16 protein-coding genes are annotated in these 13,754 nt (G+C 39.5%); 7 read left to right on the top strand and 9 right to left on the bottom strand.

The window, feature by feature from the left end:
* Nucleotides 1–3: 3 nt before the first annotated feature.
* The 4 genes from D3D03_RS15135 to D3D03_RS15120 form a co-directional block, all read right to left on the bottom strand.
* Nucleotides 4–1,095 (bottom strand): hypothetical protein, encoded by a 1,092-nt coding sequence (locus D3D03_RS15135; protein WP_119924053.1) that lies wholly within the window; start codon nucleotides 1,093–1,095, stop codon nucleotides 4–6.
* A gap of 92 nt (nucleotides 1,096–1,187) precedes the next feature.
* The gene (locus tag D3D03_RS15130) at nucleotides 1,188–1,412 is read right to left on the bottom strand and encodes a hypothetical protein (protein ID WP_050678812.1); all 225 of its coding nucleotides are present in this window, start codon (nucleotides 1,410–1,412) and stop codon (nucleotides 1,188–1,190) included.
* Between the two features lie 14 nt (nucleotides 1,413–1,426).
* Nucleotides 1,427–1,615, bottom strand: coding sequence for a hypothetical protein (locus D3D03_RS15125; protein ID WP_050678811.1), 189 nt, complete (start codon nucleotides 1,613–1,615; stop codon nucleotides 1,427–1,429).
* 351 nt (nucleotides 1,616–1,966) lie between these two features.
* Entirely contained in the window at nucleotides 1,967–2,455 is a 489-nt protein-coding gene (locus D3D03_RS15120) for a helix-turn-helix domain-containing protein (protein ID WP_158583708.1), read from the bottom strand.
* Nucleotides 2,456–2,922: 467 nt separating this feature from the next.
* On the opposite strand from D3D03_RS15120, the gene D3D03_RS16700 reads away from it, so the two are divergent.
* Both D3D03_RS16700 and D3D03_RS15115 read left to right on the top strand, forming a co-directional pair.
* Entirely contained in the window at nucleotides 2,923–3,420 is a 498-nt protein-coding gene (locus tag D3D03_RS16700; protein WP_147367736.1) for a zinc metalloprotease, read from the top strand.
* Nucleotides 3,421–3,442: 22 nt separating this feature from the next.
* Complete coding sequence (locus D3D03_RS15115; RefSeq protein ID WP_119924052.1) at nucleotides 3,443–4,036, top strand: hypothetical protein; 594 nt, start codon at nucleotides 3,443–3,445, stop codon at nucleotides 4,034–4,036.
* A gap of 531 nt (nucleotides 4,037–4,567) precedes the next feature.
* On the opposite strand, the gene D3D03_RS16975 is transcribed toward D3D03_RS15115, so the two are convergent.
* From D3D03_RS16975 to D3D03_RS15100, 3 genes are read right to left on the bottom strand one after another with little or no spacing between them, the layout of a single operon-like run.
* Nucleotides 4,568–4,693 carry a hypothetical protein gene (locus tag D3D03_RS16975; protein WP_255415540.1) on the bottom strand — a complete coding sequence of 42 codons (126 nt, stop codon included), beginning with the start codon at nucleotides 4,691–4,693 and terminating at the stop codon, nucleotides 4,568–4,570.
* A gap of 27 nt (nucleotides 4,694–4,720) precedes the next feature.
* Nucleotides 4,721–5,758, bottom strand: coding sequence for a type II TA system antitoxin MqsA family protein (locus D3D03_RS15105; protein ID WP_158583707.1), 1,038 nt, complete (start codon nucleotides 5,756–5,758; stop codon nucleotides 4,721–4,723).
* A gap of 50 nt (nucleotides 5,759–5,808) precedes the next feature.
* Nucleotides 5,809–6,219: a type II toxin-antitoxin system MqsR family toxin gene (locus D3D03_RS15100; protein WP_119924049.1), complete on the bottom strand. Its 411-nt coding sequence runs from the start codon at nucleotides 6,217–6,219 to the stop codon at nucleotides 5,809–5,811.
* Nucleotides 6,220–6,425: 206 nt separating this feature from the next.
* Between D3D03_RS15100 and D3D03_RS15095 the strand changes: the two genes are divergently transcribed.
* From D3D03_RS15095 to D3D03_RS15080, 4 genes are all read left to right on the top strand, one after another.
* Nucleotides 6,426–7,280 (top strand): ParA family protein, encoded by an 855-nt coding sequence (locus D3D03_RS15095; RefSeq protein WP_119924048.1) that lies wholly within the window; start codon nucleotides 6,426–6,428, stop codon nucleotides 7,278–7,280.
* A gap of 3 nt (nucleotides 7,281–7,283) precedes the next feature.
* On the top strand, nucleotides 7,284–7,655 hold the full coding sequence (locus D3D03_RS15090) for a DUF5388 domain-containing protein (protein WP_119924047.1): 372 nt from the start codon (nucleotides 7,284–7,286) through the stop codon (nucleotides 7,653–7,655).
* 765 nt (nucleotides 7,656–8,420) lie between these two features.
* Nucleotides 8,421–9,755 (top strand): primase C-terminal domain-containing protein, encoded by a 1,335-nt coding sequence (locus tag D3D03_RS15085; RefSeq protein ID WP_119924046.1) that lies wholly within the window; start codon nucleotides 8,421–8,423, stop codon nucleotides 9,753–9,755.
* A gap of 17 nt (nucleotides 9,756–9,772) precedes the next feature.
* Nucleotides 9,773–10,597, top strand: a complete 825-nt coding sequence (locus D3D03_RS15080; RefSeq protein ID WP_119924045.1) for an abortive infection family protein — start codon at nucleotides 9,773–9,775, stop codon at nucleotides 10,595–10,597.
* A gap of 17 nt (nucleotides 10,598–10,614) precedes the next feature.
* On the opposite strand, the gene D3D03_RS15075 is transcribed toward D3D03_RS15080, so the two are convergent.
* Both D3D03_RS15075 and D3D03_RS15070 read right to left on the bottom strand, forming a co-directional pair.
* Nucleotides 10,615–11,172 (bottom strand): recombinase family protein, encoded by a 558-nt coding sequence (locus D3D03_RS15075; protein WP_119924044.1) that lies wholly within the window; start codon nucleotides 11,170–11,172, stop codon nucleotides 10,615–10,617.
* A gap of 242 nt (nucleotides 11,173–11,414) precedes the next feature.
* On the bottom strand, nucleotides 11,415–12,038 hold the full coding sequence (locus D3D03_RS15070; protein ID WP_119924043.1) for a recombinase family protein: 624 nt from the start codon (nucleotides 12,036–12,038) through the stop codon (nucleotides 11,415–11,417).
* A gap of 573 nt (nucleotides 12,039–12,611) precedes the next feature.
* On the opposite strand from D3D03_RS15070, the gene D3D03_RS15065 reads away from it, so the two are divergent.
* Nucleotides 12,612–13,754 (top strand): copper amine oxidase (locus D3D03_RS15065; protein ID WP_119924042.1); only part of this gene is annotated, 1,143 nt, incomplete at its 3' end.

The following is a 13,754-nucleotide window of genomic DNA, read 5'->3' as shown; positions in this document are numbered from 1 at the left end:
TCATTAAAGAAGTGAAGAAGCTTGTCGTTGCTTCGCTTCGAGCGACGCATTCAGCTTTTCGAGTTCTTTCTTATCTTTTTTCTCTGATAACTGGCGCTTTTGATCCTCGAGTGCTTGAATCTCTTCGTCCAGTTGGACGAGTGTTGCTACTTGCTTCTTTAATTGCTCGTCGTTGATCGTCTTGACGCTTTCTTGAGCCTTCGTCACATCTTTCAATGCGATGTAGGCACGTGTTTTGGCTTCCTTACGGGCTGTCGTCATCTCTACGCCCGTAAGCGAGACGGCACGTCTATAGTCTTTCTGTAGGATGGCGAGGTCGAACGTTCCTTCATCAGTCGGATAAACTGCTTGGAAGGCTTGTAGCGTATCCTGACGATTGGTCGCGAATCGTTTCGACTGCATGATGATCGTCTCGACATCGATTGGATCCTTCGTCACGGAGACCGCTTGGTCATAGTCCTGTTCTTCGACATACTGCGTAATCAGGAATTGCTGTTGTTCATCGTTTAACGACTTTCGTTTTTCTAGTCGTTCGACGAGTGGACCCGTCTCTCCCGTCAACGCTGCTTCATACAACGGTTGCCAATCTGACGTTGCCGCTTGGACGCCGCTCGGTGGATCCGGCTGCACGAGTTGGACAACGGACAATGCACCGAGGAGCAACAGACTCACACCACTGACACCGTAGACGAGACGACGTTGTCCGCGACGTAAGCGGGAGATGTGTGTCGCATCCGGCTGTTGCTGAATCGCTGACGTCGTCATCGTCTTGTAGGATTCCGGTGTTAAACGTTCCAAGTTCTCGAGCAACAGGATCTTTTTTGTCGCATCCTCCTTCCGGATTCGGATGCGTGGAATCCGGTCCTTCAGCTGCAAATAAAGATTGGGATAGGTCGGATCACCAAACTGGAACGTCCCTTTGTAGACGAGTTGGTCAGCATCATCGAAGATCCGGAACTCACTCGCAAACCGTTCGTTTGCTTGCTGGGCTTCTTGATGGACTTGTGTCGATAACAAAAGCGCCTCCTCATATGGGAGACGCTCATAGTTCGGAAAGCCATCTTTCGGTACATCTGTGAAACGGATGAAGAGCATACATTCTCCTCCTTTGAAGCGAGACATCGTAACGAGGGCAATAAAAAAAGCCATCCAATTTGGAATGACGGTCTGTGCAATCACTTGTTCAATTAGAATTTAATGTTGTCGTTGACCATCTCCGCCAATGTAAAGGCACCCATGACGATGATCAGACCGACGGCACCACCGACGAGCCAACCGACGGCTTTCGAGCGCCCACGATCTCCCCCGAAGATGAAGTAGAAGCCTCCAACTGCGAAGGCGATGGCTGCCGCGATGACAGCGAGTCCTTGAAAGAACTGGAGTAAGCTGAGTCCTGTTTCATTCAACCCCATTTGTTTTCCTCCTCTCAATCCCGTGACGCGGATGCAGGCGATGTGAAGTTCAGTTTCGAGTCGAGTGCTTCTAAGATCAGTTCCTGGTTCTCTTGGATGACGAGTTGATGCTGGGTGTCGAGCCACTCCTCATAGTCTTTCCCTTGGATCCGGAGCAACTTCTCGGCAAAGGTCTTATTCTGCTTTTGTTCACGTGTTGGCATAACATACACTCCTTCCTTGAGCTTGATGCGCAGCAGCACATCCTTAAGGACAGTCGGAGTCGAGCAAGACGGTGGGTTTAAAGCACGTTCTCCCCACGAACTCTAATGTCCGGTACCAGACATTTGTCTAGGGTTTTTCGCTGACCCTCAACGGATACGTGACCTGTGGGCGAGTTTTAGGCGACTCTCGCCAAACCATTTCTGCGTATATCCCGCTCACCCGGTCACTCGTGAGGAACACGCCAATATATGATTGGAAAGACTGTCCTTAGCGATATGCTGCTACGGTCATTAATTCCTCTTATCATTGCTTCATGTTATTTCATAAGTAAATACGTAATCATAGATGGTTTACTGATGAACGAGTTTACGGCGTGAGACATGAATTAATTCGTCATCCGGATGCTTCCGTTTTGCGATGACTTGATTCTCTCCGACGACTGTCCGAATACGGTAATAGATCTGCGAGATTTCTTGTGTCTCCTTACTCTCTCGTTCGATCGCAATACGACCATGTAGCTGGTATGTCTTGCCGTCGAACGTGCGCACAGAATCCGCTAGCGGGAGGTCTGCCAAATCGAAGCGTTCTTGCTTCAGGTTCGACCAATTCCGTTTCTTCTCCGTCCTTAAGTCGAATTCATCCCAAGGGATGGATCCTAGCGTCTGCTCACAGGCTGTCGCAAGAATTTGAACATCGAGGATAGAAGGAATCGAACGATTCCTCTCATAGGCGCTGATTGCCGCCTGCGAGATTTCTCCGTACGTTTTCTCTGCTAACTCCACCTGACTCCAACCATGCTCTAGGCGCTCTCGTCGTAACCACTCTCCGAATCGGTACATGTACATGCTCCTTTCCTTCGAGAACCACAGTATGACAATGTTTTCCTGGTGATAGTTAGAATATAGCAGATTATTCTGTTAATTCAATTCTTATTTTAATATGTCAAATGTTTTACATTTGTCGATTGATGTCGAAGCAACTAATGGCAAGGACGCATGAACTGATAAGTTTTGAAAAATACTGAATGTGTAGCAGAATTGTAAAAAACCAAACTCAAAAACTCATTTCGAATTTAAAAAGACAAATGGGATAAAATAAACTATAAAGATAAAAATATTTACTCTTTTACTTTTATTCAAGTAAATCTTTTTTTGAATTTCCTCCTCTTTATGAGTATAAATATACGTGCTTAAGTAAATAAATAGATATCTAAGGACTTGAGAACTATTCAATTAATTTTGAATATTATGTAAAATTAAGTTATGAATTTCTTAATAATTCAAATAACTTATTTAGGAGCAAATCCATGCGAAAAACTGTACTTGCACTATCAGTAGTAGCAGCTACACTTATTCTTCCTTTAAATGTCGATGCTCATTTCTTAGGACATTCTTCCGTAGATGGGAAAGAAATCAGATGGGGCACCGCAAAAGGTACAACTGGATGGACTACAGCGCGAAATCACTCAATCAGTGTATGGAATACGATGGGGACTATTAAAATCGCAGGAGACACTACTTCAACTATTGAAGATTTATCTTTTAGAGATGTTGATCGAAGCGATGTGACTTGGAGTGGCAGTCATTCTCCTCAAACTGGAGCAGACGTCATCTCCTACAATGATTATTATTTTTATGACTTCACGAGTTCTCAAAGAAAGCACACAGCACTTCATGAAATGGGACATGCTCTTGGATTAGATCACCACGGACTTGCTGGAAACGTGTTAAGATCTGGCTTTTACAGTTATGAAGTTTTAGGTTCGCACGATAAGTCAGATTATCGAACTCTTTGGGGCTATTAATCCAGTATAAGGAGCGTTAACTATGAAAAAATTCTTAATCGGTTCTGTAGCAGCAGTTATTGGTCTGACTATTTATGGATTTGATCATTACCAATCAGAAAAGAAGCCAGTCAAAATTGTTGATGCATATTTAAATGAAGTCGCTGATTTTTCTGATGATCGAATTTTAGTTGGTGCTGCTCAAAATGTGTTTGTAGGAGAAGTTGTCCAAGAAGTTGGGAGTAAACGACTTGATGGAACACCAGAAACACAGTATTCAGTAAAAGTGCATAAAAATTTAAAGGGAAAGTTAAAAGGAGAAGTCATTGTTAATCAGTTTGGAGGATATGATAAGGATTCGGAAGGAAATAATGTCTTGGTTTTGTATAATGAAGATGAAATGTTAAAAGAAGGTCGTCAATACATGTTCGCTACACGTTATTTAGAATCTGAAGACTGGCATACTGCAATTACTAATCAAGGTACGGTAGAACTTAAGAATGCTGAAGAAGAAAACACTTCAGTTGGAAAAATCGTGAGTGCTTTAAAATCACCAATTGTTCCAGAAGCCATGAAAAATAAAGAAAAGTATAACAATCGGAATAAAGACGATAAATCAAAATTAGATAAGGAATGATTAAAACAGCAGGGACTTCTTCAATTGAAAGAAGTCCTTTTATATCGTACAAGTCACCATTGCCAAATTAGAGTGCATATAATATAAAAGAATTTCATTTATTATTAATGTAAAAAAACTTGCGGAAAAAATCAGCGAAACTATTGCTTGAAATGATAAATAAGCAATGAGCAGCTTCTAGAACTGCAAGCGTAAAAGTAAAGAAGGTTAGGACATCTACTTTTTTTATTTCATTTGCATGAAGATAAGTGTATATGTAGGTTGCTAAAAAAACGTATCCAACCATTTTTGCAGATACAATGTATAATTCACTGAGATTACTCATATTAAATGATTGTCGTGGTAATAGAACCTTAATTAAGATGCCAGCTAATACAATACCTACGGAAAAATGTATCACTGTATCAAGTTTAGTTATATTAAAACTTACTATTTGAGTGATCATCAAACTTATTACAACTCCTTTATGTATAAAGAGCCTACCAAAGAACAAAATTAGTTTTTTGGTAGACTCTTTTATTTATGTGATGTTCAATGTTTAGAATCTTGATGTTGTTTGAGTGTTTTACCAGCGTTACTTTTTTGAGATTTCGAGGCACTTTTACTGCTTAAGGTTTTACCTGCTTTACCCACTTTACCGCCCGAATGTTTAGCCATTTAGAATCACCTCCTTAAATAATTTATTTATAGTGTATTAATTAATTTAATGGTCTCTGCAAATTCATAGGAAATTATCTCTTTTTCTTGAGTTTGCTGCCATGCGTCTTCTTCGTGAGAAAAATTACTGATGTCTCGTGATCCGTAATTAGAGAAAAAGGTTTGAACACTGTCCATGATTTGTAATTCTTGTTCAGAAAACAGCGTTAAGTTGATAGGAGTATTGGATTTTACAAGCATTTTTGTATATCCAGAGCTTATATCTTCTTCTTCATTAATCAAAATATAACTCATGCTTGTTCCACAGCCCAAAATCGTATCATGTTCGACGGGAACAGGACCAAATTCTTTATGCCAGTAAGGAGTTCCGCTGATAGATAGTTTATTCTTTTGATACATAAGAAAATCTGAGTACCATAATAACTTCATTAATTTCGTTTTAAGAACTCCTCTTTCCGAGAAGAATAGAATCATATTAAATAGCTTTTCAGGATTGAATCTGGAAAAACCGTTTAATACGGATTGATCATATTTAGTATATAAAGTGTGGAGTAAATCAAAGTTAGATTTTATTAAACTGTCCTGTTTTATATGTTCGAATTTCTTTTCAATATTATGTTGTTCTTCTTCTGAGAATTTCGTTTTAGTATCTTCATAAAATTTAATGATATTTGCGGGATCTTGAAGCAGCATTTTTAAAATGCTTAATTGTGTACCATCAGGCAAAGAAGCACCTGTTTCATACCGTTTTATAGTTGCTTCCCCCATATTTAAAACTTTTGCAAATATTGATTGAGTGAGTCCTGTAGACTTTCTGATGGACTTTATATCCTGAGGAGTAAAAGAATGTCTTTCCTGATATAATCGGCTCAGTTGTTTTAAAGTATCGTTAGCAGTTTTCTCATCGTATACTTCATGACCACATTCAATGCATTCTGCGTATTTTTCAACAATATCAAATGCTTCTTTTCTGAAAAATCGAGTAGTATTTCTCTCCTTGATGACGACATCAGTTTCTGTGTTACATTCCTCACAAAATCTGCGCTCTCCCTGGTTTTCGCACATAATAAATTCCTCCAAAGTTTTTAAGTTAAATAGAAAAATATTTCTATTTACTAAGGGTAATCTTCGTGAAATGACAAGCACACACATTGTTGTGAAGATGGATCAATCTTCAATTTGATGTATGTCACCGTCTCGTTAATGTTTTTTTTGAACACCCAAATGACTTTTCCTTGAGATTGATATTTGTAGTCTTCCTCAGGACCTTGAAAGTAATGCTTACTTTCTAATTGTAGAATTTCTTTCCAGGCTTCCTCGATGGTTGTTAGACCGAGATTACTTAAATGATGTATATAATCGTGACCTCGAATGTCTTTGCGCATAACAAAGCGTCGCTTTCCACTCTTAATCAACGTTTTAATTTCTTCAAGAAAGACTTCAAGAGAAGTAACTTCTTTATTTACTAAAGATGTTGCAGCATTTTCTTTCGCGGACCGTGAACATTCATTATCATCATTTACCATAAGTAAACCTCCGTTACGTTGAATAAGTTTCTTCTTAAAGAAGAGTTCCGTTTATAGTATCATTTGATACTTTTTAATAGAATACCATGAAACCTAAAAAGTATCAAATGATACTTTTTAGGTTTTTCCTGTTTCAATCTACATGTAGACTTAAGCAGGAAAGATTGATATTCTTTTAAGTATTAAGTGATAAAGGAGCAATGATCATGGCGACGAAACTAGATTTGTCTCAACGCAAAGCAATCACGGTTACGTTCGGAAACTTTAAAGGTGGTACCGGTAAAACGACCAATAGTACGATGTTAGCTTACGCGCTTGCCAAAAAGGGTTACCGCGTCCTACTGTGCGATCAGGATCCGCAAGCAAATGCCACGGCACTGTTTTTAAAGACCAAATCAATGCTTGAAGATGAAGTGTTTACGTTTGAACAGACGTTAATGGCTGCCATGCAAGAAGGTGACTTAAGCAAAATCGTTACTGAGATTAAGAGTAATCTTTATCTACTCCCTTCTTTCAGCGATTTCGCTCAATATCCTAAATTTCTTGAGAAAAAATTTGAGAATGAAGTCGATCGTATTACATATCTCTCGACATTGCTTGAGCCATTAAAAGATGACTTTGACTTCATCTTTATCGATGTGCCGCCAACGATCTCTATTTATACTGACGCTGCTCTCTATGCATCGAACTTCGTTGTAGTGGTTTTACAAACGCAAGAACGTAGTCTACAAGGGGCTGAAGTCTTTACACAATACCTTCAGGATCTATTAAATGACTATGACACGGACTTTGATGTTCTAGGCATCTTACCGGTTCTTCTGAAAAATGGAGCAGCTGTGGATCTTGCAACTCTTGAGAGTGCAAAAGAAATCTTCGGAGAGAACAACTTGTTCGAAGGGGTCATTAAAAACATGGAACGCTTAAAGCGTTATGATGTCGAAGGAATTAAAGAAGATGATATGCACGATCGTCGTGTCATGAGCACATATGATTCAGTGGCTGATGAATTTTTATCACGACTTGAGTATGAATTAGCTTATGCAGAACAAGAGGTGGAATAAAGAATGGTGAATAATCAAAATCAACCTCAAAGAAAGCGTCTACTTGAGCGTAAATCAGTGGCTACACCACAGAAGACTTATTCTCCGGAAGACGTAGTAGTTGAGAGTAATCCAATTGAATCCAAAGAAGAGGTAACTCAATCCAAGCGTAAAAAGACAACACAACGAGCAGTGACAAATGGAAGTACAACCGTTCGTGTGTCCACAAACACTAAAAATCAATTGGCTGCGCTGGTTACGATGGGAATGGGAGAGTCAGTTGACGCAGTCATTTCGACGTTCATTGACGACTACGTCGAAGGTATGGCGAGTGATCAGAAAAAAGAATACCAAATTCTGAAAGACATCATGATGATGAAAACGCGCAAATCATAAAAGAGACTCTGCTGAGAGTCTCTTTTTTTAGGAAAAAATAACACTAAAAACTGATCAGTCCAAACACGTCTACATGTAGACGCATCTACAAATCTACAAATCTACATGTAGACGCATCTACAAATCTACAAATCTACATGTAGACGCATCTACAAATCTACAAATCTACAAATCTACATGTAGACGCTTTTTTTTTCAAACCAGTTGGTATGAAAGGGATTAGAAGACGTATGATAAAATCTACATGTAGACTAATCTACAAATCTACATGTAGACTAATCTACAAATCTACATGTAGACTAATCTACAAATTTACAAATCTACATGTAGACTAATCTACAAATCTACATGTAGATTTCAAACGTGAGTATGCGAAAAAACCTGTTGTGAAGCCGTTTTTTTTATGAAATGATACAGGTAGTTGTAATCAGAAAACATCTCTTTACGCAAAAAAATCTGATAACAAATGTTATCAGATCCTTGATGCAACTGACCGGCCAGTCAGGAGTGCATCAGTTAAACATCGCGAGCAGTACAGAAAAAAGATTCAACAAGCTCTTAAAAAGTCTTTAAAACAAGCCTCAAAAAAACAAACTTTTTAAAGCAAATTTTTACAACTCTTTCCGACGTGAAAAAATCACGCTTCGTTGAGGGCTCTTTCTTATGCACTGAGATTAACTTCAGTGTAGCATGACGCAATTTTAGAGACAATTCTTTTTCGACATAATACAAAATCATAAATCAAACAAGAGAGGAGGAAGACGAATGGAGTCTTTACGCCAGTTGTATCGTGATCAGTTAACAGAAGCGCCAAAGCGCGCTTCTCAAAAAGAACAAAGTGGTCCAAGCAATCATTTAGGTTGGGTCTTTGTTTGCAATGACTTCGCGCAGCCAAAAGCAGTCCGTACATACAGCTCATTGTTTCAAGCTCAAGCCTCAACAACTTACTTTACACCGAATACCTTCTATCGTAACGATCAACGTCATGCGGGAACGTTGCGCTGGCTAAATGCACTTGTCATTGATATTGACGTCAAGACTGCCGAGAACGCTGGTATGATCTATCCGGATGTGATGGAGATGGTCACAAAATCGGGTCTTCCGACTCCTTCTTTGATTGTCCAAACGCCATCAGGTGGATTTCATGTGTATTGGTATCTGGCGGAGCCACGCCGTGCTTTCCCAAAAGTCGTAGAACACTATAAACGGATTCAGCAAGCGATTGCTGAAGAGCTGTCAGGTGATCTACAAGCTGTAGGTGCTGAACGGTGGTTCCGTTTACCGACGCCTCAAAACATTGTACATCGGTCTGCAGAGCGTGTTTCTTTTGACACGCTCTGTGATTGGTATTTGGAGCGTAGCGAAGAGCTATTACACCAACGGAAAGTCATGGTACGTAAACAAGACTTGATGCAGCATCCTGCGATCCAGTCCCTTCTTCAAGGTGTTGAGAAAGGACGACGCGATAATACGTGCTATACCTTGGCATTAGCCTTCAAAGCGACAGGATACTCAGAAGAAGATACGCAAATCTATCTGTATGCTTGGAATGAACGGAATACACCGGCTATGAGACAGATTGACGTCAAACGAAAGGTTAAGAGTGCCTTTAAAGACGGAGCACCACTGGGACCTTCTTCGTACTGGATTGAGAATTTGTCTGGAATGGAATTTAAGTATCAGCTTTGGGAAGGTGCAAAGTCGCGAGAAGAGCGTACATATAGTCATTTAGAAGAATGGAAAGAAGATGTCCTCTCTATTTTACGAGCAAATGGAGGGATTCTTTGTGGTGCGCAACGTGACATTGCCAAGATGGTCTGTTCTTCAGTAGACAAATCCAAAGCTCTCTCATATGCGACGTTTAAACGAGTGATTGAACTCTTGATTCAAGAATACTTGATTGAGAAGACGGTTGAAGGAAGAGGTCGTGCAGCTTGTACAACGATCAAGTTAATTAGTTATGACAATGTTATTCAGTTACCCAATATAAACAAAAGGAATGGGCTCAACTCATATACACTTATAGATACGGTGGTGGGTGGGTCTCTTTATCAGCAATACGGTACTAGAAATAATATTGATCGTTCTAATACTACTTAGATAGGAGTTGTTAGGTTATGCGTTTTATTTCTCTTGATACTAGTATCATTGTGTCCTTTGCTCGACTTTTTGAACAATCTTCTTCTGTTTATCGTAAGCCTAGTCATAGTGAGATTAGCAAGGTACTGCAAGATCTTGCTATTGCTGATCTTGATCCTAAGATTGCAGATTCCGGCCTAAGTAAAGTTAAGCGAGTAGAGTTTCTTCTTTACACGCTTACTTCTGAGGACATCGACAGTACTAAAGGACAAGATTTATTCTTCCGTTTATTAGATTTACTTCGTGGTTATGGGGGGTTTAGAGCGGATTCTGATAATTATGTAGGGAAAGAAGCATTCGAGAATTTTAAATATGTTTTAAAGTCTTCTGGTATCTTCATTGATGATGGAGGCAACATTATTCCAGTTATTCTTGATAATTTGACTGAATCTGAATATGAAGAAGCATTACTCAAATATATACGTCGTGCCAAAAAAGGGTCCATGGATGCAGCTTTGCTTGTTGGAACAAGTAAAGATTTATTAGAAGCAGTCTCTTATCACGTGATTTTAAAAAAGATGGGAACATACCAGCAAAAGCATTTTCCAACCCTTTTAGGTCTGGCTTTCAATTGTTTGGGTATGACAACACCAGTTGATAAAGGAGAATTTTCTCATGTGGAAAGAATGGAGTCTTCTTTTTATGAACTAGGATGTTCGATAAATAATTTAAGAAATCGAGAAGGGACTGGTCATGGAAGACCGTTTCTTCCGTCAATTGCAGACCATGAAGCGACTGCAGCGATTGAAGCAATGGGAATGATTTCTGAGTACATGATGAAGAAACTTGAACAGAGTTATTAACAAAAACAAGCAGAACTTCATTTACGTTGTTCTGCTTGTTTTTTATATTTATAGAATGTGGCACGTGAGATATTCAAAGTACGATTAATGTCCTCAACAGTCATATTAGCTTCATACATCATAAAAGCACGATCTAATATATCTTGATCAACAGGATTGCGTCCGCCTAGACGCCCACGACTTCTAGCTGCTTGCAAACCAGCATTTGTCCGCTCTCGAATTAACTCTCGCTCCATTTCAGCTAATCCAGCCATCATAGTGAAGAATAACCGTCCAGCAGCAGTGGAAGTATCTACACCTAACGTGAGGATTTGGAGATTAATTCCTCGATCCTTTAAATCGTCAATTAGTTCAAGAAGTTTTTTTGTAGTTCTACCTAATCGATCAAGCTTCCAAACAACTAGAGTATCACCTTCACGCAGGTAGTCGAGGCATTTTTCGAACTCTGGTCGTTTTTTTACACTAGATGCTTTTTCTTGAAAAGTTTTCGTACAACCGGCTTTTTCTAATTCATCTAATTGCAGATCTAGATTTTGATCCAATGTTGAAACGCGAGCGTAACCAATTTTACTCATAAAAATCCTCCGAGTGTATTTTTACTCAATTATATCACTTGAAAACAGACATTGAAAAAAAGATGGGTTAATGAACAATGTAATCAAAATAAAAAAGGCTTTGTACAGCCCTTTTTATTTTACTGAATATAGTAAAGTGATCTTGTCTGTTTAACGGTCGTTTAATAGAAAGTTAATACATGCACGAAAATCTAAAAAGATCCTCTCGGTTTTAACCAAAGAGGATCTTCAAGAAATTATCACTAAATGTGTAAAGAATCGTTTTCTTCTTTTTCAAGAACTGTTACTAATTTATAGAAGCTTGTTTTTTTGACTCCAGCTTCTTGCATGGCTTTAACGGCTGTTAATTCTTTGCGTTTCCATTTCCGATAGACTTCTCTGAACTCATCTGAAACTAAAACTTTTGGTCTTCCAAACTGAACACCATTTTGTAGGGCCAAGTCGATGCCTTCCCGTTGTCGTTTTCGAATACGCTGTCTTTCCTCCTCGGCCATCCAAGAAAGGATTTGCAATACTAAATCTGCAATGAATGTCCCCATGCTGTCTTTATATTGAGTAGTATCGAGTAATGGCATATCTAATACAATGATGTCAGCTTCGATATTTTTGGTTAGATCGTTCCACTCTTGAAGGATTTCTTCTTTGTTGCGACCGAATCGATCGAGTGAATGAATGCACAATACATCGCCTTTTCGGATGATTCGTTTGAGTAACTGATAATTTGCTCGCTCGAAATTTTTACCACTCTGTTTATCGAGATAAATGTCTCGCTCGTTGATGTCGATTTTTTTCATGGCCTCTAGTTGTCGACCTTCATTTTGATCCTTGCTGCTGACCCGTATGTATCCAAATTTACGATTTTCCATAATTCACCTCGAAAACGATTTTCTTCACTCATTATACCCCAATTCAGTTCGTAAAAGTATATGTAAAATTGCGAACGTCCGTAAAGTGATTTAATACTTTTTAGAACGTTATTTTGATATGTCAGAAATTATTTTTCATACGTTCGTAAAAGTGTACTTTTACGAACGTTGGGTAACATCATGCGTACGGGGATAAAAACATATGCTACAGAAATCATGTAAGGGAAAAAATGAATGATGAGCATTCTCATAACAGGCTTTAATCGTAATGTGGGTTTTGCAATCAGTCATGCGTGGAAATCAGAATCGAATTTTCTACAAAAATTTAAAGAGTAAAATGATACGTTTAATAAAATTCTTTTCATTTTTAATTTTATATCTTGATAAATTTTATTAATTAAAATATTAAAAGAAATAAAGTTTCGGAAGTAAAAAAGGTAGTTTTGATTTTTATTGTAAAAATTAAAACTACCTTTTATTGAAATTAGGACAAAAAATAAAAAAAATAAAACTATTTGTGAACTGCTTACGTTATCTATGTGTAGTCCAAAAAAACAAAGGGGTGTTCATAAAATGAAGATGAAAAAGTCATATCTCGCCGTCCCACTCAGTGCCGCATTATTGATTCCAGCAGCAGGGGTCAGTGCCCATGGTCATGAAGATCATAGCAAGATGTCCCACAGTTCGGGTAAGGTCTCCCTCGATGTTTCGTCGCCAGCGTCGGATTTGCGAGCGACGCTTGATCAGCTTTTATCTGAACACGCATATTTAGCAGTCGTCACGATGCAAAAAGGAATTGACGGAAAAGAAGATTTCGAACAAGCAGCAGGTGCCTTGAATCAAAATACAGATGATCTTTCGGCCGCGGTCGGATCTGTTTATGGGGATGAAGCGGGCGAAGCGTTCAAGGAAATCTGGTCGAGCCACATCGGTTACTTCGTTGATTATGTCAAAGCGACTGGTGCCAAGGATGAAGACGCCAAACAAAAAGCCTTAAAAGAACTCGACGAATACCGCGTCGAACAAGCAGCCTTCCTCGACAAGGCAACAGAGGGGCGTCTGAAAGCCGCTGATTTAGAGGGTGGATTGAAAGTCCATATCACGCAATTGCTGACTTCGTTTGATAGTTATGTCGCGGGCGACTATGATGCCACATACAGCAATCTGCGTATCGCCATCGAGCATATGTATATGGTGGGTGAAGGATTGTCCGGAGCCATCGTCGATCAATACCCAGATAAATTCAAAAATACGAAAGTCGATACACCGGCAGCGGATCTCCGTGCCGGACTGAACCGAAACTTTTCAGAACACGCAGCGCTTGCGATTCTGACGATGCAAAAAGGAATCGACGGTGCGAAGGACTTTGACGCAGCGGCCGGTGCCTTGAACGAAAATACAGACGATCTGTCCGCTTCAATCGGGTCAGTGTACGGTAGCGAAGCCGCACAAGAATTCAAGAAGATCTGGTCGAGCCACATCGGCTACTTCGTCGATTATGTCAAAGCAACAGGCGCGAAAGACGAGGAAGCACGCGACATGGCCGTTCAGGAACTGGATGAGTACCGCGTCGAACAAGCCGCGTTCCTCGATGCCGCAACGGAAGGTCGCCTGAAGTCGAAAGACTTGGAAGAAGGACTCAAGGTCCACGTCGATCAACTGTTACTGGCGTTCAACAGCTACAATGAAAAAGATTACGACAAAACGTACCCGGCG

The organism is Exiguobacterium sp. RIT452 (assembly GCF_003598705.1).
Lineage (GTDB): Bacteria > Bacillota > Bacilli > Exiguobacteriales > Exiguobacteriaceae > Exiguobacterium_A > Exiguobacterium_A undae.
The sequence above is the reverse complement of the archived record's forward strand: the minus strand, read 5'-3'. Positions and strand labels throughout refer to the sequence as shown.